Below are 23,524 nucleotides of genomic sequence, written 5' to 3'. Positions count from 1 at the left end.
CAATATAAAGGTTAACTATGAGCCCACGTACTGTCGCATTTTCAAGAACACGCTTAACTGAGCTAATGGTTCCTTCTTTTGCCAACTTCGGTGGAAAAGTCCATGGCGGAATTATTTTGTCTTTAATGGATAAAGTGGCCTACGCCTGTGCCAGTAAGCACGCTGGCGCCTATTGCGTTACGGTTACCGTTGATGGCGTTGAGTTTTTACAGCCTGTGGAAGTGGGCGAACTATTATCGCTAGATGCTACTGTGCATTACGTCGGAAACACTTCATTGGTGGTGGGTATTAAAGTCACGTCTGAGAACATCAAGACCAATAAAGTGAAGCATACCAATAACAGCTTTTTCACGATGGTGGCTAAAGACGACAACGGTGTGCCAGTAAAAGTGCCCGAGCTTGAACTCAGTAACCCTCACGAAATGCGTCATTTTGTCACAACGATTAAGCGTAATAAAGTAAAACGAGAAGCGCAGGCAAGAATACAAAAAGAACACGACGACTTCATTCCAAAAGAAGACTTTGTATTGCTTGATAAACAGCGCTGCACCATCACCTTCGACAAAGATGCGTCTTATACCCAAGAGTAAGATACAAAAAAGCCCTTGGTGTTTTGCAACAACCAAGGGCTTTTATTAATGCTTACACAGGTATGCGCTAGCCTACAATCCTGCGTGGTACTGGCTTACTGTTGACGCTGGCACCATACTATTTAGCGTGTCTTCAACTTGTTTATCACCGGCTAATAGCTGTTCGAATTGGCGAATTAGCGCTACCTTGTCTGGCGATACTTTGTCTCCCGCACCAATGTTGGTTAAATCAATCATGAAGCCGTCGAACAAGTCAGATAAATCGTTCATTACTTCCATATTTAAAAACTGGTCTTCGTTATAAATACTCGGATAACCGGCTTTTTGCTTATCGATGGCGAACGACATACCTTTCATATTAGTAATGCTGGTTGATTTGTCACAAGAGAGCATACACCCGTTATCGATACGCGGCTTCTCGCAACCTACACTTTGCTGGAAAAAACACTGACGGCTGGTCATCAACAAAATAGGGTGATAAATACTGTAAAACAGTTTGAAGTTTTCAGGCCGTGCAATGTTCTTCATTTGCATGCGGTTTAGCTCGTTTGAAATAAACGCACCGTGACAATCGAAATCTTCTTTCATGGCCATTAAAGCATACGAGTTAGTGGTATTTAAGAAAGGCCCTGCAATCCACTTGATACCCAGTTCATTCGCTTTAAAAGCAATACCGGTATTGTTGGTTATAATTAATGGCGGCATGACTTGTTCAAGAATGTTCACTGCCACATCGTAGTCTTTGCCAATAAGTACTGCAGGAAACCACGGAATTAAGCGGGGGTTGTCTTGTAAAAAGCCTATATATTTAGTGCAATTACGCTTGTAAGCATCTGGCAACTTAAAGTAGATATCAGCATCCGTCTCATCAGCTAAATGCACGTCTGCCTCATCACAGATTAGCAACGAAAGCGCGGGCTGTTTATCGGCTTCGCTTTTAGGGTAACTCGTGAGTTTTGGTAATATCACTTCAGGTATTAACGACTGTTCACCGTTAAGCTGCTTCATGGCTTCGTTTTTAAGCGCCGTTACATCGCGAAACGGCAAACTAAGGCCTGTACCTAATTGTGTGACATCAAGGTCGGCGATGCCATATTCGCCTGTGCCTAAACTTCTAAAACGCTTCTCTAACAAGGTTTCGTCTAGCGCGTTTTTCTCGCTTTTAGACAACACACCTTCAGAACGTAGCGTAATGGTTTTAGGAGCAATGGTGTTGATACTGTCCTTACCAGACTCGCCTTGAACATCTTCAGTATTAGAAGAGTTGCCTGCTGCTAACCCATGGGATTTGATAGTCAGGGTTAAGCAACTTCCCTCTTCACCTGAAAACACTAGTGTTGTAGGTATTTTATCAATAGATAAGTATTGAATTTTCTCTCTTACCAAGTCGTGTAGCTCGTTCTTTTCTTGATAAAGAGTTTGCTTCACTTCTTGTATTTGCACCACTGAAATACGATTAACGTCTTTCGCCGACGCATCATTTGCGCTTTCCGTTTGAACCGCTTTTTCAATGGCATGATTTTTTGAGTTATCACGTGGATTATCAATAAACATCGATTGATTCAAATCGCCACGTAAGAACGCGTTAGAAAAGTCTCGGTTGAAAACCTTATAAAGGCGTTCGCCGTCTTCTAACAATTCGCCTGTTTCTAAAAAGCCATCTATCTGCTTTCTAAAACTATCAATAACGGTATGAACGTAACTTGCGCCTTTTATCCGCCCTTCTACTTTAAAAGAATACACGCCAGCTTCTATCAATGCAGGCAGGTCGAAAAAGGCTGAATTGTCTTTAATATTTAGCGGAAAATTATGCCCCGATTCGGTGGTTTCATATTCTTCGCGGCAAGCCTGACTGCAGCGGCCTCGGTTACCCGAGTTTCCGGCACTCGCAGAGGTTGAATAACATAGCCCTGAGAACGCCACACATAAAGACCCATGCACAAACACCTCGGTTAGCACGTCGTGTTCGCGGCTTACTTTGGTAATGGCAGTAATTTCCCGCAGGTTTAATTCTCTCGACAAATTAACCCGTGAAGCCCCTAGTTTTTTAAGGAAAGGGATTTGACCGATGTTATGCGTGGTCATTTGGGTAGAAGCATGAATATCAAGCGTAGGAAAATGCTTTTTGATAAGATTGAACATGCCAATATCTTGCACAATCACGCCATCAAGCGTGGTATTTACCAACTTGCTTAGTAGCTTTGCAAGAGTGGGAAATTCTTTTTCAAGAATAACGATATTCAACGTTAAAAAGATTTCGCAGTCGTATTGGTGCGCCAAGCGAATAACGCCCACCAGCGCATCAAATGAAATATTAGACGCACGATTTCGCGCATTAAAATTATCTAACCCGCAGTACACCGCATTGGCGCCTGCAATAATGGCGGCTTTAATCGCATCAACATCGCCACCTGGGGCTAATAATTCAATTTTCGGATTCGTGTGAGTACTGTTCATGTAGATGCTATATTGTGGGAAACTTTATGCCGAGGATTTTACCTGCATATTTGCCCAATGAATATCATAACGGCAGATTAATCGCGGTAAATGGAGATAAAACACCCAATGCCACCGTCAAAGCCACCTGCTACGCTACAACCTAATCACAAAAACGCACCTGCAATTGCACAAAAATATGAACCTATACGTGGGCAGCGCCCCATACTTTATTCTTTACGTAATTGCCCTTATGCCATGCGCGGAAGAATTGGTTTGTTTAAAGCGGCGCAAGACGTTGAAGTGCGTGAAGTGGTATTAAGCAATAAGCCCGATGCCATGATTGAAGCGTCTGCCAAAGGTACGGTGCCCACTCTCGTATTGCCAAATTCAGATGGCACTAATACCGTGATAGATGAAAGTTTGGATGTGATGCTGTGGGCACTGCATCAAAACGATCCAGAAGACCTACTGCATCAGCAAGACCCCAACGCTCTGCCCGCCATGCTGGCATTAATTAAAATATTCGATGACGAATTCAAAACACAGTTAAATGCTTACAAAGCTGCTAAACGTTATCACGAAAATAATGTCACCGAGTGCAGGCAAGCCTGTGAAGTATACCTGCAAGATTTAGAAGCGCGTTTAGGTGCTAATAGCATTGAAGGAAGTGCTCAACAAGGCCTCGAAGATGCACAATCGAAGCGGTTTATTTTTGGCACAAAAGAAAGCCTAGCAGATATCGCCCTACTGCCCTTTATTCGCCAATTTTCTAAAGTTGAACGAAAATGGTATCGAGAATCGCCCTACCCTAACCTAAAGCAGTGGCTAAACAGTTATATACAAAGTGTTATGTTTAATAAAGTAATGACGCAGTATGAGCTGTGGAAGCCATAAGCGAAGCACAAAAAAAGGCTGTTCTATTGTTGTAGAACAGCCTTTTAAATAGATTTTTCAGTCTGTCTATTTGGTATTAATTTTAAACTTACCATCTCGCATGAAAGTAGCAAATGCGCCATTGGGATCTGACATCATCATCATAGGTACAACTGAAAAAGGTTCATCACTATCACGGTAAAGAGTGACCTCCTCGCCTTCAAGTAGCGCAAGCATTCCTTCCAATATCATTTGTCTTGGTTCCTCAGCTTGCTCCAGCGCTAATTTTAACTCTTCTATCGCTTCATCACGTAAATTATCGCCGTCTTTTTCAGCAGTAGCTTGAGAAGCAAATAGTCTATCTACTAATCCATCATCTGCTAACGAAAACTCAAACGCGCCAATTTCAATGGCGGCCATTAAATGCTGTGCCATTAACTCGGGGGCTGTTGATATCGGTGCTTTAGTGAAAAGATCGGTTGAAAGTGAAACGCGACCAGCATCTTCTACATCGAAAGAAAGCTCTTTAATACGATATTCGTTGTCTTCTTCATTTACTTCAAAGGAAAAACGTTGATCTAGCGTTTTTCCCTCTTTCATCAGCATGTGAACCAGAATCTCTTGAATATCGTCAGGCGTATCATCAACACCCTGGCCTTTAAATTCTAAAAAAGAAACTCCCGAAAAATGCACTTCACCTTCTGTGGTATTTTCCAACTCGGCTTCAAAGCCCGAAAGCGCTATGTTATCGACCAGAATATCTCCCTGTCTGGCATCACCAATGCGAATATCGTCAATGGACACATCACCAAAAATAGTCGCACTTACATCGCCGTAAGAAACCTGGGTGGTAGCAGGGAGGTCGGCGATCATTTCATCTACTGCGTCTTTGGCTTTTGAGGAAGCATAAACATTTCCTCCTACATAACAAACGCCAAGTGCAACTAAAACGCCTACAACAAGCTTTGTGTTTTTACTCATTTACGTGTCCTTTCTTTTACACTATCCCGAATTTCACACAATCAAATTTCGCTTAATCAAATATCACGCCATTTACACCCCACAGAAACCGAATCTGCAAGATGGAAGATGCAATATGAATAAGTACATCAAACTGACTGCTAAAATCGATGCTATAAGGCCATGGTAACGAATTTTAACGAAAAGTTATGCCCAATTTTTATAGCCGCGCTTCAATCAGTTCAACGTATAGGGATAGTTGCCGTAAAATTGTTCGACTTATTTAAAATAAATGACTGTTTATTTGCAGCCCATGGCGTAACAATTAGCTTAGTGGTGTGACGGTAGATATCTTTTACTGCGCCGTTAGTAAGCACAACTTGCTTGGCGCTTTTGGGAAGCTTGATTTGGGTAAAAACAACCGACGTTTCGTGCCCAAGAGATACCGTACCTTCACCAAGTGGAATAGATTTAAGTTCTGCGTTGATACTCAACGTGGCGCTAATATGGTTAAGAAGCTGCTCGTTAAATTCCTCTGGAGTAGTGTAAGGGGTTTTGGAGAAGTGCAAACGCACTTCTTTTCTAAAAGCATCTAATGATGAGGTTATGGCTAAGCGCCACGTATGGTTTTCTGTTTCTGTTAACCTAACAACAGAATAATCGAATCCGTGGGCATGAACGCTAATTGACCACCATAATAAGGTGATAAATAACACCGACTGTTTAACTACATTCATAATATACCTGCTGGATTACTCTGCCCACGCGCCATAAAAGCAATCTAAGAACTCATTACTTTCTAGCGACAATACGTGGTAATGGTAGCCACGTGTGTCATCGTTGTGCCCCCGGCATTCATCCATATCTTCTGCTTCATTACCGTTGTCATCTAACTTTGCGTACAAACCAAAACCATCAAGGGCATAGCCAATCATTGCCGCGTGACCGTCCGATTGCTCAATACGTGTAGTCATTCCGGTATCACCATGATAGTGATAACCCAAGCTGTTGTTCACGTGCCCACCTGCATCATCTACCGGCGCAATTTGATACCCAGCTAGAATAATATCGATGTCGGCGGGATGATCGAATCTAACACCATTGAATGCCAAGCCCCTTACTGAAGGTCCGTATTCAACGCCAGCCACTTCTAACGTAGGGCCATCGCTTAGCTCAACCGGTTCGTCTTGCTTAATGGGTGTAATAGGAATGAGGTAGGTCACTTGTGTACTTACCCACTCAGGCAAACACTGAGCACACATGTTCGTATATTTATCTTTAATATTAGGATCTGCACCCTCGGCGCACTCCTCGGCGGTTTCCATACGGCGCACTGTGCCGTCATCTTCATACATCTTAAAGCCGGGGTCATCATAATAGGTGGCCAAGTTTTCAATAAAAGCGCCATCTAGGTCATTTATTTCACCTTTATCAAACCAAAGCCCGCCCTCTTCAGCCGTATCGTAAATTGTCTCTGGGCACCAGGGGCCCATATCGTGCTCTTCTGCCGTGTGCTTCGATGTTATTTCGTAGCACAACGTTTGCGTACCATTCACCAAGGTACAAGATACGGTATCGATGCTGACGTTTTCTCCAGTAAGAAACAAAGTCGCATCCACATCCAATCCTGCATTCTCATCTTGCGCGTCGTCATCAGAGCTATCGTCACTGGCTGAACTATCATCAGAGCCTTCACTTGCACTACTGTCGGTGACTTCAGTACTTGAATCGCTTGAACCGCCACAGGCAGTTAAAAACAAAGATAGTGAAATAAAAGCAATTTTGAGCAGATTGTTATTCACGTTAATTCCTTTGTAAAATATAGGGCATAAATTCAATTTACCGCCGCATATCTATAACCAGCTAGGTAAACAAGTACTTAGCCGGCACAGGGGCAGATTCAGGCAATAAATAATGACTGGGCAACTACCTTACTAAATTAGAAAGGGAAACAATGTGGAGAAAAAGTGGAAGTTAAAAACAGGCGAGTAAAAGACAATATATGATATTAAGAGATACGGGTTTTAAATAAAGACTTTCGATGTGTAACGTCAAGTTCATACTTCTCAACAAGGCTTATTTGCTGGTTTATTGCCTTAATAGCGTTAGCAACATTTGCCAATGAAAGCAGGGCTAAAAGCCATCCAACGGGTGAAGAGACTGTTCTTACTATTCGCTGCGCTATACGCAACAGATGACCAACAATCGTCAGTCCTGCAGCATAGAGTTTGGCTTGGAAACCATACTGGGTTCTATCAAAACTAATTTGGTGGGGCAGCGCTTTTGAGTCTATGCAGCAAAACTGATCAAAGTCATTATCATGAGCAAAGCACGTTTTAGAGGGTGCCCCATAATGAAATGCATGACCTTTTAAATACGACATGCCTGAATAAACAATATCGAACGCTTTCACCACACTCAAGTAACATGTGCGTGCTTTTTTACTAATGTAACGTGCAATATTCGCAATCACTTCCTTTGTTTTTTCAAGCACGCGCTTTACTGCACCAAAAAGCCAACTTACCATTCGCTTTAATCCGTCGAAAATACCATTGGCTAGCTTGTTGAACTGCGCTCTTAACGCATTTTGCTTACTTTTACTTTGCCATAATTGGCTTACCGAAGCATTTAGACTTTCATTATCGCTATCAGTCACATCAACACTGGTAGAAAGTGCGGAGAATGCTGCCATTAAAGCAGCATTTAGAGGTTGTCTATTGTCGCTTCTTTCATCATATATTTTATCATTTTCATTATCACTTAGGCGCACCACAGGGTAATCAGAATAAAACTGCTTAACCGCGAGTTGAGTTTTAGATACGCTGATAAAGGTGCGTTTTTTGAATCTTCTTGTAGCCCTTCTAATCGTCTGTTCTTTCCCCGGGGAAATATCATAACCGAGCAACCAAAGCTCTACTCTGGCTATCGCTTCTATAGTGTTAGGGTACGCAGTAAATGCTGGTGCAAAGTGTGTATTGTCGCCTAACCTAGCAACGATATTATCGTATTCAAACATGGCATTGAGTAAATCCATATCCAATCCGGAGCACGCGTTATTCACTAATTCCAGCTGTTTAGCAAACACACAAAACTGGTCAATCGCATTTTGAAAGTCGGTATTTTCGCTAGGGTTGATAATAGTTTTGGTGTGAATACGATGTTTATCCCAATCGGCGAAAAAGCCGAGTGTGTACAAGCGGCAGTACACCGCTCGCATCACGGCTTTGTTTTGTAGTACCCCACATTTAAATAACCAAACGTGGTATTGATTTTCTGGTATTGATTGTTGCCATAAGCTTCTCCGTTTCTCGCTAGCAGCATTTCGCCAAACAGTACCCCATAGTGCAGGGCTTTGCTGATTTTCAAAACTTACTAGGCACTCCAAAACCTGCCATGTAAGCTTGCCGGCCCAACCGTCTTGGGTAATACCAGCATCATATTGAAACTGCTTTATTTTTTTAATCAGTATGCGGTCAGTCTGCGGGTTATGTCGATTTGCAAATTTATGCCCTTCTCCTAAGTAACCTAGCTCAATTAAACGCGCTCTTATGGCGCGAATATAGGCAGAAGAATCTGTCTTGTTAGGGTTATCGGAAGCTAACGTGGCGTTGGGCAAATAATGCTTAGATATTGAAGCATCAAGCCCTCTGCCTAACTTGTCGATTATGCCAAACTTGTCGTCCATCACTACAAATCCGCAATTTCCCCTACGATAGATCTCACGAACTCAATAGATGCGGCTCGAGATTCAGCACCCGCAAGCACCAAATCAGCATGAGCAAGTCGCTGCTCTTCGGTGATATCCTTATCGTAGAAAGCAACAATATCACCATCAATACTGGTTTGAGTACTAGCGAGTACCTTAACCGCTACGGTGGCGTTTCCCATTGCAGAAGACATCACGGCATCAAATTTTAACGGCGCCGTATCCGTCGCGTTCAATGTGACTGAGCCTTGAAATGTCACCACATCAAGCTTAGACAAATCACCAATACCGTCAGCCATGGTTTGCATTGCGTCTTTGAACTTTCCCATCATAAAATTCCTTCTATAAATTAATAAAAAAGCAGCTTTATCGCCTTAACAAAGCTTGTTTTGAACAGCGCGTTAAGCAAAGGTAAAGCGGTGCGCTGAGCTGCTGGTATAGATACGGGTAAAGACGCTGGTATTACTGCGCTTTCTTCCGCTTCCTGTGAAAATGGATAAGTCGCCAAATGCTTAAAGTCATGCTGATTGTCGATTTCCAATCTGCCTTGGTAGATTTCAACCCGAAACTCCCCCCTTTCAGCAAAACGCTGATGTGCTCGGGTGTAGGCTTCGTACCGTAAATGTAAATCGTTCTGAAGCGTTTTCATTACGCAACCCTTACCAGGTCGACAGCGATATACTTTCTATCTGAATGCCTGACTAGGTTAGCTTCATCGTCTCGCCGGTGTAACAAACCATCGAGCCCTCTGCCCTGCCACAATCGCTTCATCTTCGTAATTTGCTGCGCAATGCCAACATAATCTTTGCTTGCCACCAAAGGCTTTATGGCAGCCATTTCTCGTCGTGAATCCCCTTTTAGGCTCCCACCACGGTTATATACTAACGATACCAAGGCAGCTTGAGCATCAGCATTCAAGTACTCGACACCAGGGAAAGTAGATTTTGTTTTTTGTGCATATTTCGGCAGTGATGAGTGCACAAATACATGCTTCGCGGCATCGAAGGGCACAGTGACAGAACGTAAAGAGGAGACATGAATTTTAGCTGCTTGCCCCTTCAGGCCGCATACCCGGGTAAGTTTCACCATATCAAAGGTACTAAGGAGAGACTGCCAGTCTGATTGAAATTGACTCTTACTCGCGTAACCTAAATCGTAGCCAATACCGATTGTGATCCCAGACTCACCTTTAGGCCATGTTGGACGGGTAAGCCGTTTCTCATAATATTGCTTTGAACTGATCTCATGTTGCACAATGAGGTTTATACCCTTTTGTGAAAGCGTAAGGCTTATTTCATCTGAGTTGGCTGGCGTTGTTGTTGATGTAACTTGGGTTAGGCGCTCTGCGATGGGAAGTAACCGCTTTTCAAGGGCTGAAAGGGTTTCGCCACCAAGTACACCATCAGGTGACACACCTAAGTGTTGTTGAATTCGTTTTAGTCGCTCTGAAGTGGTGAAGTGCATTGGGTTGTGTCCATGCAACCTTGAAACATACTTCATTTCGATGGTTATTATTTGAACTAATAAATATTAACTTAACATTATTTGTACAAAATACAACCAATTCGATTTCAATTTTGAGTGTTATCTGAAGAGAATGATAGACGTAGCGTTAAAAGGATAGGGCTATGCGTTTATTTATGAGGGTAACATGCTGAATTTAATATGAATAATCGGTAGTGACTTCGATTAAATAAAAGAAATCACTACCGGGTGTTTTGACTTTGTTCGGGCTAGAACAAAGACTATGCCGTAAATTTTGCTAAAGATAGGGCGGATTTAAGTCCGCCTTCTAGCAATGTGATAGTTGCATCAAGCGTGCTCATTTCTATCCGTAATTCGGCGCGGTCTTCACCTAACGTCCAGACTAATAACAAAGTACCTGCATCTTCAGTAACAGAGAAATCGCCGTTAAACGCATTGGTATCGTTGCGAATATGAATTAATTCAATTAGGCCTTTTACCACTGGCTTAGCGAGGGCTTCATCAATATCGCTCTCACTTAAATAAGGTCTATTGATATCACGACCCACATTGGTTTTCGCTAGCAGTTCCATGTCGTTAGTCGCCCCTAGCATCCCAGCATAATATACTTGTGGTACCCCTGGACTGAAAAACTGTATCGCACGCGCAAGCAAGTATTTATAGTCGTCTTTTCCTAGTGCATCATAATAAGTGCAGTTAATTTGATACAGGTCGACATTACTTGCAGCTTCCCCAGTGGCCTTTCTCGACTCTCCATTCGAGTTAACATGAATGGTTTCTACCAAATTATCGATTTGCGAGTTAGTTAAAAGCCCTGGCTTATCACCGCTGGCTCCTACATCAACAATACCAATTCCATCATGGGTATCTAGTACGGTGAAGCAATTGCGAGGGGAAATAGACAACCAATGCGCCAAGGCAGATGCGTCTTTGCTAAATAGGGTGTGCAATACCAATGGTGGAAGCGCAAAGTCGTAAACGCTGTCACAACGAGACGCAATAGCAATCTGAGTTTCAAAATGGCTGTGAATTTCAACCAAGCTTTGAATGCCCATCGCGTGTGCACGCTTGCTTAATGCTTCGATAAACTCAAAGGTTTCTTCTAACATGAAACAGTTAGTGCCAGCGCGTTTAATGGCATAACCTGCTGCATCTAAACGAATTAAATCGACATTACTTTGTGTAAAAGCTTCTAGGATTGATTCTAGGTATGCTTTACCCAAGTCAGACTCAACATCAATATCGATTTGATTGGCGGTGAACGTTGTCCAGAAAGGCACAACCTCTTTGTTATCTAGCTCATACTCAGAGAAAAATGGCGTAGGGCGAGGCCTAAATACCTTTCCGATATTGGCAATATTAGCCGCATCATCTTCGCTAAATACAGATTGTTTTGTTAAAAATAGCGGCCAGTACTGAGACTCTCGTCCATTTTTAATCACATCTAAAAACGGCTCACTTTGCGCAGACATATGATTCACTATTAGGTCTGCCATAATATTCATCGACTCACCAATCTGTTTCACATCGGCCCAGCTGCCCAAGCGCGAATCAACGGTAGTGTGATCGATAGGATCAAAACCTGCATCTTCACCATCGAAGGGGTAATAGAAAGGTAAAATATGAACGCCCGTAAATAGCCCTTTCAACGTGGTGCTTAGCAGCGTGTTGAGGCCTGTCATATTTCCCTTACCTAAACGGTCTGCATAGGTAATAAGTTGAACGCCATTGCGTAAAGGCATGAAAATTCTCCAAATAACGGGGGTGCGCCTTATTAAAAAGCAAAAATGCACCGAAGATTTGCAGTGTTTCCTATAGCAACAAGAAGCACTGCATTGATTTAATGTAAATAGTGGAACTTGATAATGCTCTGGCTAGGTGTGTTGAGGCACTCCATATTCTCGTTTCTCAATCATGGCGAGACGCTCTCGTGTTGGCTGAGCAATAGCGTTGTAAAGTAAGCCTAGGAACAACAAAATAGAAAAGCCCGTGGCTACGACAAATCCATACTTGGCATCGCCGCCATTGGCATCACTTACCACCCCCATAATAAAAGGCCCAGCCGCAGCACCCGCCGCAGTAAAGAATAAAATAACCCCCGCCACTGAACCGTGCTGTCGCTTCTCGAAGCAGCTAATGCCTTTGGAATTAAAAGTAGGATAAATGACTGACATAAATATGCCGCTTAATGGAAAAAGGAAAACGGCTAGCGTTTGGCCTGCTATTAAGCCAACCACAAAGCACATCATTATCATGAAACTAAATAACAGAAGCACTTTGGTCCACTCGAAGTGCTGCATCATCCAAATACCGACAAACCGACCTACCGCACGCAACGCGAAAAATACGGAAACGGCGTAAATGGCAAGTGTTTGGGTAGATTCATTGGCGTAGCAGCTGTAAATATCTGATGCCGAGTTTGCGTCACAAATTAAGTAGCTTGGCATCCACACATAAATTGCACTTTCGGCCGCAACATAAAGAAACGCACCAAAAGAGAAACCTAGTGCGTAGGGATCTTTAAGCAGTTTTAGGCTATCGACAAGATTAGTAGGCTTTTCTTTTATCGCCTTGCTTTGTGGATATTCAACCATCAGAGCCATGCAAATGAGCACGGTGCATAAACCACCTGCAATCACGTATAGCCAAGTCCAGTGCACACCTTGGGTTATCAACCAAGCGACCAAAATGGGACCTATTATTGCGCCCACACCAAAGAATGCTTCAGCACCGTTCATGGTGCCAGTATGTTCTTTAGTTGAGCGTGAAATATCGCCGATTAAGGCAAGTGCAGCGGTTTTAAACACCCCAACAGCCAAGCCGGACAAGGTTACCAAACTTAGAATAAACGCAAAGGTACTGCCTACCATAAACAGATAGCAAGAAATCGCGAATAAAGCTAAGCCCAAGATTAGCGTTTTTTTACGACCAAATTTATCGGCCAAAAAGCCAAGAAATAGCCCAGAAAATGCGATACCAATCATGAACAAAGAGTGCATTAGACTCGCTTGCGTATTGGTCACTGCAAACTCAATTTTTACTTCTTTAATGATTTCACCTACCGAGTCGGATGTCATCGCAAACATCATAAACATCAAATAGGTTAACCAGCGAATTAACCCGTAGTTATGCTCGCTCGTTTGGTTAGTAGACATGAAGATTTACCTTTAAAACTAAAGAAAGATAAAATGCATAGCTGCGCCGAATTATCTTATGTAGCGCTTGCAGCGAAATACCAGAACTATCGCTTACGGCGCTTATTAAAAAGCGCCGCAGTGAATAGTGATAGCGACCATTAATAGAAAGCGTACTTCAATTGAATTGAAGACGTTCTTCCGCTAATCGGGCGAGCACGAATGATATCGCCAGCTGATGCAGCACTTTCTTCAGACTCAGTAATAACAAACTCATCGGTGGCGTTGTTTACATTCAACGATACTGAGAATTGGTCAGATACATACCAAGTGGCAAATAAGTTAGCCACCACATAAGCATCTTGCTTAAGCTCGTTTGAGTCTTGCACATAGTACTCAGTTGAACCTTGTAACGACGCACCAATACTGAAGTTTTCAAAATCATACTGTGGAATAACCGTGTAGATAAAATCAGCTTGACGACGAGGTGTCTTGCCTACTAATGCAGGGTTGAACTTGTCTTCACTAATTTCTGCATCCGTCCACGTTGCATTTCCTGACATTGTGAAACCGTTACCAAAATCGTACTTACTTTCAAGTTCTAAACCTGTTGCTTCGTATTCACGAATAAAGGTTAAACCGCTTGTCACTTCAGCTTGAGTATCTTGGGTTACCGTATTGAACAATGTCGCGTTAAATTTGAAGTCTCGCGTACCGTACTTGACACCAAACTCTAACTGCTCTGTTTCGTCGAAACCACTCGTCGTGCTTGTTAAGCTGCCATCGGCATTAAGGGTACCGGCAATTTGAAGTAGTCTATCAGCTAGCGCTCGGCCACCTTCACTGTAGCGACCAAAGAAAGTCACAGAATCGCTGTACAGGTATGAACCACCTAATGAGAATGATGTGTTACTTGCTTCGTAATCAACAATTTGACTTGTTGCGTTAGCTCGGTTCAAACGAATTACACCACCACCGAAGCCAAAGCCATTTGATGCAGATGCATCTTCAGTATTACCTGAAATAACCCCATCACCATTAATGTCTACATCGGTATTACCGCCGCAACACGAGTTAATAAGTTCGCCATTCGCTTGCACTGTGTCTCGACGTGCACTCACGTCAAACAACCAGTTATCACCCACTTCGAAGCCTACGTTAATGTATGGTGCTGTAGTGGTGTAGTTTAAATCCCATTCCCATGAAAGGAAGCTTGGAGCCCAAAGCCCCTGGTCAACAAGTGCAGTACCGTCCGCATCTTCAATATGAAGATACTGAGAGTTAGTACCGTCAACCGTTTGGATAAACGTATTCCAGCTGTTCCAGCTAATAGCGATATCTTGCTTAGAGTAGTAATAACCTGCGGTTAGCGTTACGCCATTGGCGTACTCTTTACGAAGACTCAAGTCGTTGATCATATTACCTAAATCATTGTAAGTCGTATCGAACAATAAATTAAGGAAAGCTAAGCCGTTGTACTCTTCACCGGCATTTGGACCATTCGCAAGCGTTACACTGGTTGAATCACAGTTGAACGCATTACCGTCACCGTCTAAGGCTGAAGCACAAATTGCGGTAGCCATACTGCTAGCAGACTGCGGTCCATAAGCTCCGAAAGTATCAGTGAATGGAGATACGAATCCACCGCCTACATCAGACGTTCTGAATTTGTTAAGCAGGTAAAGATCTTCTGCCACTTCCAAATCAGCTTCAAAGCCGAAAGAGGTCACCTCAGATTCAATACCGTCCGTTAGATCACGATTAACTGGGTTACCGAAAGAATCGAAAGTCGAAACATTGGTAGTGTAAGCAGAATGCAGTGTTTGGCTGCTTGCATCGAAGTTATCTACTGCGCCATAGCTGCCGTTACCTTTTACCAATACCGGAGCTGGTAAATAGGTCGTTACTCTGTCGTCTAAATGCTTGAAGTAAAAGCGTAAATGACCGTTTTCGAGTAGTTGAGTGAAGTTGATTTTTACTTGGCCACCTTGGTCGCCGTTATAGCCGGTGTCACGAACACCTTCACCACCGCGCGCAAAACCACCAATGTGGAAATAGAGGTCGTCGTTTACTTCACCGCCGTAAGCGAAGTCTAAACGAAACTCTTCGTAGTCAAGACCAAAGGATGTGCCGATTGCACCACCACCTTGTTCACCCGTTGCGCTGATCATGTTGATGACCCCACCCGGTGAGTTACTGGCAAATGTAGATGCTGAACCACCACGTACCGATTCCACCCGTTCTACAGACCAGTCATAACGTAAGAAGTTATCTGCGTTACCGAAGTTAATATCGCCGTACTCTAAAACGGGAAGGCCATCTTCATGAATTTGCATGAATTTAGAGCCGCCGGTAGCCAAAGGAATACCACGAATAGTGATGTTTGCGTTACCGCCACCGCCTGATGATTCGGCACGAATACCTGGCAGCGCACGGAACACCTCAGCCGTTGAGCGAGGTGCAAGCTTCATGACTTCTTCTTCATCAAACGAACTAACAGAGACACTTGCCTCTTGTGCGGAAACACCCGCGGGGCTGGCTGTTACCACGATCTGTTCATACGTTTCTTTTGCTTTCTTCTCTTGAGATGAATTCTCTTGAGATAAATTCTTTTGAACTAAAGAGTCCTGAGCTAAAGCAGCGCCATTCAGGCCTAATAACACTGCAATGCCCAATGCGCTTTTATTAAATGTTGTATGCATGGGTATTCTCCAAAGCTAAGCGAAATTCTCTTGCGCTCAGCTTTATAGAAAGAAGCGAAAGAGAACTAAAACCATAAATTAACAAACATTGACTTAATCGATTAAGCAAAAGATTACTAGAAAAATTGCATTATGTAAAATATTTGTTTAAAAAAATGACCAAATCCATTTCACCCTATTAGCAAACTAAAATTACAAATACATAAAAATCAGAACCTTATACAAAAAACTAACAAGATAAAAAAGTTTATTTTAATTTTAGTTTTTACCCACCATTAACTTAATCGTTTTAGACTAAGATTTAATTAACAATGTATAAACATAGTAAAAACTCAGATAATTCTTACTCTTAGGCATCAAGTTCGCCACATACTTCATAAAAATCAAGCGCAAGTCTTCGCAATTATCTCATTCAAAAATAGACCTTTCTTACTAAAAAGCGAATTGAGAGATCGGGGTTAGCCTTGCCAAGATTTTGGCATATTAGGCTCGGCGATGTTCCACATAAAAAGCTGAGCTCTGGGTCGTTATATTGTTGAGGGGTTAATACGTGAAGCCGGGCAAGCCGGCCATGTATTCTCTGTCTAGGTGAGAAATGGCGTAGCATGGATGTGTATGCACACAACACTGATCACCATCTTTAAAAAACTCTCAAATATTAGTGCCGCGTACATGCGAACTTAGATTTAGCCACTGTAGAGCTCTCCCTCAAGCTCCTCGTTTAACTCCCATTCAATTCAAGAACTGCGCTCACTTCAACCGCCATATTGCCCGGCAAGCTACTCATGCCAACGGCGGCTCTTGCTGCTTTACCATCATCACCAAACGCAGTGACAAAAATATCGGAAAAGCCATTTATCACGAGTGAATGCCCAGTGAAATCATCAGTGGCATTTACCATCCCCGTTATCTGTAGCACTTGTTTTACCGTGCTCAAATCGCCAGTGGCTTCTTTAATCGTTGCCAACGCGCATAGCCCCACCAATTGAGCAGCATCGTAACCCTGCTCTACCGATACGTCTTGCCCCAATTTGCCAAGTACACTCTTGCCTTCACAGGCCCCGTGACCCGATAAGTACAATATGTTTCCCGCACGTCGCCATGTTACGTAATTGGCTATCGGCTTCACTGGCGCTGGCAAAGTAAACCCCGCCGCTTTGAGGTTTTCCTCTGGCGAATTCGCGCTTGCAACTAAAGGCATTAATATTAATAAAGCTGCTGTCGATACTATAAATTTTTTCATCATTTTTCCTTTCTACAGGCTTTTTAAAGCGAGAATTAAGTGATTTATTTCTTCAGCTGAAATGAATATCTGCGGTGTAACTCGTATACAACAACCACTGGCTAGCCCTACTCTCAATACCGTAAATACGTTGAATTCATTTTCCAGTCTTTTCTTCAGCACCTTTGCGTCGTTTAACGACACTTTCTCTCTCATTCTAAATGCTCCCATTCCTGTGCTTGATGCGTCATCTTCGCCGCCCAACACTTCAATATTAGGCAGTTTTCTTGCTTCTTCTACCCACAAATTGCGCAAGTAACGCAACCTCGCTTCTTTATTGGCAGCCCCAATAGACTGATGAAAGTCGATAGCGGCAGGAATCGTTAAAACAGACGCAAAATTTGATGTGGCAGTATGAACCCGTTTGTGAGCCAACGTATTGGTAGGGTCGGTCTCACCGGGGTATGGAGATATTTTGCCTAACGTGCCCTTCTTCATATAAAGCGCTCCCACCCCCACTGGGCTGCCTATCCATTTGTGCAAGTTGAAGCCTGCCCAGTCCACATTTAAGTCGGTAATGTTAAAGTCGAGCAACCCCCACGATTGGGCACAATCACAAATAACATCTATACCACGGGCTTTTGCGGCTTTAGCGATATCAGCAACAGGCAATATGAGGCCGTGCTGATTACTCACATGAGTAAGCAGCATTAGCTTCAAATTAGGGTTTTCATCAAAGGCTTTCGTGTATACCTTGAGGATCTCTGCTTGATTGGTTTGCGCGGGCAACGTGACTTCCACAGGTTCGACGCTCTGCGTTTTAGCCAACCACCGCATGGTGTCTTTAAAGCTAGGATAATCGATGTCGGCAAATAATACGGTGTCGTTAGCATTAAAGTCGTTGTACTGACGCATTAAGTTATGAATCGATTCCGTCGCGTTACGAGTGATAACGACTTCATCATAATTAGCACCTAGCGCTTGTGCGATTTTGCCAGCGCTTAGCTTTAGGTCCTCAGAGAAATGCTTACGTGCATAAACGGAAAGTTGTGTATTCACCATTTTCGTTTTATCAACAAATACTTCCTGCACCTGCTTAGACATCTTTCCCCAGTAACCATGTTCTAAATTAACTATCCGCTGCGCTTTGTCATAATTCAGTGCAACTTGTGCCCAAAATGATTCATCTTTTGCCAGCAACTCGGGCGATATATTATTAGGTCTTGGGGGTAACTTAGCGGTGGTCGATGATGCAACTTTACTATTAGAATGAACCAATTTTGACGCCGCAAAGGTTCCTAACACCCCACCAATTAGGGTTTTTAACGCCCGCCTACGGTTTAAATACTCCGGCACTACACTCATGAAATCACGCTCACTACTAGGCCTACATTGAAAAGAAAAACATCGTATTTCACTAAATTTGAATCATAAGGAGTCTATCGCAGCCAATTGAAGCAATTGTTAAACCACATGATTTAATGGTGTGTATTTCTGTTGGCTACGCCTTGTGCATACCGCACCTCTAATTACCTTACTTGATGGGGCAAAATAACTTCGATACTCAGAACTGCTGCTTTGTTATTTTGTGTAAATTTCCAGCAAAAAAACGTAAAGCCTAAGGCACTTTTGCGGGAAGTTAATTAAGGTTTCAGATACTAAGCAATGATTGCACTGAATCAAAAAGGAGCGAGATATGAACAAATGGTTTTGGGGTGTATTGATTTTCTGCTTTATTGTAATCAATGAGATAACAGTAGATTGGTTACTCGCCATTACCATTGGCGGTTATGGTTTCGAAGCCAGCTTCGAGCATATCTTTCGATATTCCTCTCCTTTTGCTTACTTTGAATCGGCTCCCTTTCGGCTCATTCCTTACTTGCTACTTACTAGCCTAGCTGCTTTCCTTGGTGACTATTATTCTGTTCATGAAAAAATGGCATTTTGGGGAGCACTAATAGCAATAGCGCTTTTTCATTTTTGGGGATATTGGGGCTTAAATTACCCTTCCTATAATGGTGAGCGCCTATCATCGACAGCCGCATTGGCACTTCTTTTTATTCCCCTGCACGCTATTTGGGTTGGCTTACTTGCGGGTATAGTTACAGGGCTTTTATCGTTATTGTCCGCTAGTATTTTCAAGAAAATTCGCGGCGTTTAATGACAGTAAAACAGCCAATTAAACGCCTTCGAATAAGCGATCTTGCTAGCTACCAATTTGCAATGAAATAATCCGCTTAATTTCGCCCAGCGATAACACCGCCATCAACATCCCAAATCGCACCGGTTACCCAACTCGTTTGTTCTTGTAACAGGAAGACAATACTATTAGCGATATCATCAGGTGTTCCAATGCGACCTATTGGATGAAAACCGTTGAAGCCGGCTAGCGCATCATCAAGTTCAGATGGGTCAATAAACGACTCATAAATAGGCGTTTTAACTACCGCAGGCGATACTGCATTTACCCGTATATTATGCTCTGCTAGTTCCATAGCCATATGTTGCGTTAATGCATGCAAGCCTGCTTTTGCCATTGAATAGGCAGAAGACGGTGTTGCTTTTATTGCCTGTTTCGCCCACATAGAACCAATATGCACAATAGCGCCGCCGCCATGCTTAATCATATTATTCGCCACTGCCTGACTAATAAAAAAAGTAGCGCGATTTAAGCTTGCATAAGTATCGTAATCACTGCCCTCGTGAGATAAAAAGGGCTTAGGGTTAAAGTAGCCAGCAGCGTTCACTAGGTGCTGAATATGTCGATTTTCAGTGTTTATACTATGAATAACTCTGTCTATGTCTTGCTTAAGATATAAATTTGCTTGAATAATTTCTACCGTAGCGCCACCTTTCGATATCGCTTCTAAATCAGATTTAGCAGTAGCCAATTTGCTACCTTTATTACCTAAAATAACAACACTAATACCTTTAGCAATAAGTTGCTTGGCGGTGGCCAATCCCATTCCACTAGAGCCACCTACTATTAGTGCTATGTTTGAAGTATGCATAATTAATTACCTTGGTTATGTTAAACTGTGTGGCGAATTTAACGGTAATTAATAGGCTTAAAAAGTAAGTACTTATCGGTAAGGTAGGTACTTTTTGGTACATCTTAATGAAAACATTAGAGAAGAATTTTTCAAAAAAATTAGCACCAAGCAAAGCGGCTCAAATGGTAGAAACTATTTATGGCTGTAAATGGTCGCTTACCATTTACCAACTTCTGAATAATGGTATTAATCGCCCCGGCGAAATGGTGCGGTGCGTAGATGGCCTTACCACAAAAGTACTCAACCAATGTTTACGCAAAAATATCGAGTTTAATATTTTAGCCCGCGTTTCTTACAACGAAGTTCCGCCCCGAGTTGAGTACGAGGTCACTGAGTTTGGCAGAAAGTTTATGAGAGTACTGGATGAGCTAGACACCCTACAAAATGAAATAGATGGGCATGAATAGTTACTAGTTATCCCCTCTCGCCCTACCACTCACACTTTCCTGCTCCACTGATAGGCCACTCCCGTGACAGGCCAGCCTCCTTCCCTCCAGCACTGATTAAAAAAAACGCGATAAAAACTTGCGCTTTAGAATTACACATGTAATCTTTAATTAAGACTACACATGTAATCCATTTATAGAAAAGTCACTACCACATTGGTTAAAGCGAAATAATTATGAACACACCTAAAGCGCAGCCAGATATTAGCAATACCGAGTTTGAAGTATTAGACGTGATTTGGGACAGCAACCCGATTTCGTCTAACGAGGTCATTGAGCGCCTTAATCAACATAAACCGTGGCATGAAAAAACGGTGAAAACCTTGCTTGGACGCTTAGTAAAAAAGGGGGCTATCAGTTTTCACAAGCAGCAGCGCCAATACCTTTACTACCCCTTAATTGCCCGCGAAGAATATGTTCAAGAAGAAACCAGTAGCTTTTTAAGCCGACTCTTCAAAGGTAAAGTTGCGCCAATGATTGCAGGCTTTGCCAACCAAAACGAGTTATCTAAAGAAGATATCGATGAGCTTAAAGCGGTGATCAAGCAATGGGAGAAAAACAATGATTGAGTGGATGATTTCTCAGCAAACTATGTTAACCGTTGTTCTGGCGCTATTGATTCTTTGTGAGCGATTCCTCACTCCCCAACTAGGCACTACGTTTGTTTACAAAGCATGGTTACTACTTCCGGCTGCACTTGTGATGAACAACCTACCAATTGATTTGGTTTCTATTCCCGCTAATAGCATTAGCCGCTATTTAGTAGGTATTAACCCTAATGTATCCGGTGGGCAGTTTAATGTGCTGTTTTGGTTATGGGCAACGGGTGCTAGCGCAGTAGCGGCTTACATAGCGGCAAACCATATAAGTATATTAAGATCTATTGATAAAAAGCACCTTGTGCGAGCGCCTAGCGCAACGGTTCCGGTAACTTCAAATACATCACCTTCCCTTCGCGCTTATTATTCTGATAAAGCTTCTACGCCTATGCTCTTTGGCTTCTTGAAACCAGCCGTACTGCTGCCAAGTTACTTTAAGACCGCTTTTTCAAACTCCCAACAATCATTAATACTTGAACATGAAAGTGTCCATAACCAACACAAAGATAACCTATGGAATGCTATTGCGTTAGCGTTTGCGGTGCTTTTTTGGTTTAACCCCGTGCTCTGGATTGCGTTGAAATCGTTTCGTAGCAGTCAAGAATTAGCATGCGATAACGCAGTGCTCGCCAACAAATCACCAACCGAGAAACTCATTTATGCAAAAGCACTTGTATGTTGTGCCGAGCATAATTCACAAGCAGTAAACCTGTACCCAACCTTTGGAGAGAAAAATACAATGATTAAAAGATTAAACGCGATTAAAACCCCGCATAAAGGTAATAAATTACTTGCCGCTGGCACAGCTGCTATTTTTGCCTTAGTAACGGCCAACATGGCGTTAGCCAATGTGCCACTTCAAAATACTGAACACAAACAGTCGAAAGTTGACGAAGCAGCCCCGGTAGAATTTGTATCGCCTGAATACCCCAAATCGGCCGAAAAAGGAAATATTGAAGGTTTCGTCGTACTGCAGTTTGATATTACTAAAAACGGTAACACCGACAATGTCACTGTAGTTAATGCCACTCCCGAAGGTATATTTGATGAAAGTGCAAAAGCTGCGCTTGAGCAATGGAAATACAAACCAGCAATTAAAGGTGGTGTAGCCCGCAGGCAAACAGGTTTGTTAGTGCAGCTCGACTATAAACTTGACCAGCCATTAACGGCGGGCACTGATAAGTAAGCTTAAGCCAAAACAGTAAGAATACTAAAAGGAGCTCTTGCTCCTTTTAGTGTTTTCTTCAAACAAGGCTGTTTTGTTTTCGACCACTCTGTCTTAGACCATTCCATCATAGAACGAAGCAAATATTTCACTGCATTCAGTAAAGACTACGGGCACTCCGGGCTCCCTACATTACTTTACCTTTCTTCACCTACCTTAACCTTCTGTAACTATTACCAAAAATTCTTGAGGAAAGGCTCGGCACTGTTTTTGCTTCATTCTATCGTTAGCGCTAGTGATGAGTATCGATGCTGATTGGTTTTGATACCGATGGATTGGATATTATTTATTAGCAAGACCCACAAGCAACAATTGGGAGGAAACATGGCCGGTGGCTGGGCAAAAGACGGGGCAGTACAAGATCAGATAGATGCAAGCGTTGAAGATGCCGTGGCGCGTGCTAAAAACAGCATGTATCAGGGTGAAAGTGCAGAGTTCTGTGAAGAATGTGACGCTCGTATACCAGAACGAAGACGAGTAGCTGTGCTCGGTGTGCAGCTGTGTATAAACTGTCAAGCTAAATTGGAAAAGGCGACTAAGGTTGAATCGGCCTTTAATCGACGAGGAAGCAAAGATAGCCAGCTAAGGTAATTTCCCCTCCTGCTTCTTAAAGATTAACTATTGTTGATTTCACTTAATATTGCTAGCACCTATTCTATTCACTCCTCTATCGCAACAGCGGTGATATGGCACGTACCATTGTGCTCGAGCATTACTAAGCAATGTCTTCAATAGCAGCAAATTATAATCCACTTAACGCTATTTATGCGAAGTCAAATTACTGGAGCTCCAGGGTTTTTATTCGACATTAATAATTCGACACTTTTAAATAAATAACAACATCAAAAATAAGTAAAAAACTCCACCCCCCTTTTCTTTAAAAATAGCCGCCATGAAAATAGAACCACGATTTTAAATGTACTGACATGCATTTACATGTAATCAACTACAAGTATTTAGATATATTTAACAGTCCATTTATTAACATTTATTTCTTGCTACACCATCTCTATTAAATATAATTTCCAAGATATAATACTAAATGTAAATGTTACTTAATGCTTGGTAAGTATTGCATTAATTATTACAT

21 protein-coding genes are annotated in these 23,524 nt (G+C 42.5%); 7 read left to right on the top strand and 14 right to left on the bottom strand.

Features of this window, described 5'->3' with window-relative positions; all coding sequences use genetic code 11:
- Window positions 1–17: 17 nt before the first annotated feature.
- Complete coding sequence (locus AMBT_RS03040; protein WP_013783112.1) at window positions 18–590, top strand: acyl-CoA thioesterase; 573 nt, start codon at window positions 18–20, stop codon at window positions 588–590.
- A 72-nt stretch (window positions 591–662) separates the two neighbouring features.
- Here AMBT_RS03040 and AMBT_RS03035 read toward each other — a convergent pair whose 3' ends face one another.
- Window positions 663–3,047 (bottom strand): peptidase U32 family protein, encoded by a 2,385-nt coding sequence (locus tag AMBT_RS03035; RefSeq protein WP_013783111.1) that lies wholly within the window; start codon window positions 3,045–3,047, stop codon window positions 663–665.
- Between the two features lie 108 nt (window positions 3,048–3,155).
- Here AMBT_RS03035 and AMBT_RS03030 point away from each other — a divergent pair, with 108 nt between their 5' ends.
- The gene (locus AMBT_RS03030) at window positions 3,156–3,923 is read left to right on the top strand and encodes a glutathione S-transferase (RefSeq protein ID WP_013783110.1); all 768 of its coding nucleotides are present in this window, start codon (window positions 3,156–3,158) and stop codon (window positions 3,921–3,923) included.
- A gap of 66 nt (window positions 3,924–3,989) precedes the next feature.
- Here AMBT_RS03030 and AMBT_RS03025 read toward each other — a convergent pair whose 3' ends face one another.
- From AMBT_RS03025 to AMBT_RS02970, 12 genes are all read right to left on the bottom strand, one after another.
- A complete protein-coding gene (locus AMBT_RS03025) occupies window positions 3,990–4,883 on the bottom strand; it encodes an aq_1923 C-terminal domain (RefSeq protein WP_013783109.1) in 894 nt (297 codons plus the stop codon).
- Between the two features lie 221 nt (window positions 4,884–5,104).
- A complete protein-coding gene (locus AMBT_RS03020; RefSeq protein ID WP_013783108.1) occupies window positions 5,105–5,599 on the bottom strand; it encodes a hypothetical protein in 495 nt (164 codons plus the stop codon).
- 15 nt (window positions 5,600–5,614) lie between these two features.
- Window positions 5,615–6,664, bottom strand: coding sequence for a YHYH protein (locus AMBT_RS03015; RefSeq protein WP_013783107.1), 1,050 nt, complete (start codon window positions 6,662–6,664; stop codon window positions 5,615–5,617).
- A gap of 206 nt (window positions 6,665–6,870) precedes the next feature.
- Window positions 6,871–8,547 (bottom strand): peptidoglycan-binding domain-containing protein, encoded by a 1,677-nt coding sequence (locus tag AMBT_RS03010; RefSeq protein WP_013783106.1) that lies wholly within the window; start codon window positions 8,545–8,547, stop codon window positions 6,871–6,873.
- Window positions 8,548–8,549: 2 nt separating this feature from the next.
- On the bottom strand, window positions 8,550–8,900 hold the full coding sequence (locus AMBT_RS03005) for a hypothetical protein (protein ID WP_126871590.1): 351 nt from the start codon (window positions 8,898–8,900) through the stop codon (window positions 8,550–8,552).
- A 17-nt stretch (window positions 8,901–8,917) separates the two neighbouring features.
- Complete coding sequence (locus AMBT_RS03000; RefSeq protein ID WP_013783104.1) at window positions 8,918–9,217, bottom strand: hypothetical protein; 300 nt, start codon at window positions 9,215–9,217, stop codon at window positions 8,918–8,920.
- Window positions 9,217–10,032 carry a DUF8812 domain-containing protein gene (locus tag AMBT_RS02995; protein ID WP_013783103.1) on the bottom strand — a complete coding sequence of 272 codons (816 nt, stop codon included), beginning with the start codon at window positions 10,030–10,032 and terminating at the stop codon, window positions 9,217–9,219. The genes AMBT_RS03000 and AMBT_RS02995 overlap by 1 nt, the downstream gene beginning before the upstream one ends.
- Before the next feature lie 281 nt (window positions 10,033–10,313).
- The gene (gene gtfA / locus AMBT_RS02990; protein ID WP_013783102.1) at window positions 10,314–11,795 is read right to left on the bottom strand and encodes a sucrose phosphorylase; all 1,482 of its coding nucleotides are present in this window, start codon (window positions 11,793–11,795) and stop codon (window positions 10,314–10,316) included.
- 132 nt (window positions 11,796–11,927) lie between these two features.
- On the bottom strand, window positions 11,928–13,148 hold the full coding sequence (locus tag AMBT_RS02985; RefSeq protein WP_083820178.1) for an MFS transporter: 1,221 nt from the start codon (window positions 13,146–13,148) through the stop codon (window positions 11,928–11,930).
- Window positions 13,149–13,348: 200 nt separating this feature from the next.
- Window positions 13,349–15,889 carry a TonB-dependent receptor gene (locus AMBT_RS02980; RefSeq protein WP_013783099.1) on the bottom strand — a complete coding sequence of 847 codons (2,541 nt, stop codon included), beginning with the start codon at window positions 15,887–15,889 and terminating at the stop codon, window positions 13,349–13,351.
- Window positions 15,890–16,610: 721 nt separating this feature from the next.
- Window positions 16,611–17,132: a RidA family protein gene (locus AMBT_RS02975; RefSeq protein WP_013783098.1), complete on the bottom strand. Its 522-nt coding sequence runs from the start codon at window positions 17,130–17,132 to the stop codon at window positions 16,611–16,613.
- 12 nt (window positions 17,133–17,144) lie between these two features.
- Window positions 17,145–18,476 carry an aminotransferase class V-fold PLP-dependent enzyme gene (locus tag AMBT_RS02970; RefSeq protein WP_013783097.1) on the bottom strand — a complete coding sequence of 444 codons (1,332 nt, stop codon included), beginning with the start codon at window positions 18,474–18,476 and terminating at the stop codon, window positions 17,145–17,147.
- Between the two features lie 331 nt (window positions 18,477–18,807).
- Between AMBT_RS02970 and AMBT_RS02965 the strand changes: the two genes are divergently transcribed.
- Entirely contained in the window at window positions 18,808–19,272 is a 465-nt protein-coding gene (locus AMBT_RS02965; protein WP_013783096.1) for a hypothetical protein, read from the top strand.
- Window positions 19,273–19,348: 76 nt separating this feature from the next.
- On the opposite strand, the gene AMBT_RS02960 is transcribed toward AMBT_RS02965, so the two are convergent.
- A complete protein-coding gene (locus AMBT_RS02960; protein ID WP_013783095.1) occupies window positions 19,349–20,122 on the bottom strand; it encodes an SDR family NAD(P)-dependent oxidoreductase in 774 nt (257 codons plus the stop codon).
- Between the two features lie 107 nt (window positions 20,123–20,229).
- Here AMBT_RS02960 and AMBT_RS02955 point away from each other — a divergent pair, with 107 nt between their 5' ends.
- The 4 genes from AMBT_RS02955 to AMBT_RS02940 all read left to right on the top strand — a co-directional run bounded on the left by AMBT_RS02955 (window position 20,230) and on the right by AMBT_RS02940 (window position 23,025).
- Window positions 20,230–20,571, top strand: a complete 342-nt coding sequence (locus AMBT_RS02955) for a winged helix-turn-helix transcriptional regulator (protein WP_013783094.1) — start codon at window positions 20,230–20,232, stop codon at window positions 20,569–20,571.
- 215 nt (window positions 20,572–20,786) lie between these two features.
- Window positions 20,787–21,179, top strand: coding sequence for a BlaI/MecI/CopY family transcriptional regulator (locus AMBT_RS02950; protein WP_013783093.1), 393 nt, complete (start codon window positions 20,787–20,789; stop codon window positions 21,177–21,179).
- Window positions 21,172–22,395, top strand: a complete 1,224-nt coding sequence (locus AMBT_RS02945) for a TonB family protein (protein ID WP_013783092.1) — start codon at window positions 21,172–21,174, stop codon at window positions 22,393–22,395. Before AMBT_RS02950 ends, AMBT_RS02945 begins: the two co-directional genes overlap by 8 nt.
- 363 nt (window positions 22,396–22,758) lie before the next feature.
- Window positions 22,759–23,025, top strand: a complete 267-nt coding sequence (locus AMBT_RS02940) for a DksA/TraR family C4-type zinc finger protein (protein WP_013783091.1) — start codon at window positions 22,759–22,761, stop codon at window positions 23,023–23,025.
- Window positions 23,026–23,524: the final 499 nt, after the last annotated feature.

Source organism: Alteromonas naphthalenivorans (genome assembly GCF_000213655.1).
Lineage (GTDB): Bacteria > Pseudomonadota > Gammaproteobacteria > Enterobacterales > Alteromonadaceae > Alteromonas > Alteromonas naphthalenivorans.
This window is presented reverse-complemented; position numbering and strand designations above follow the sequence as displayed.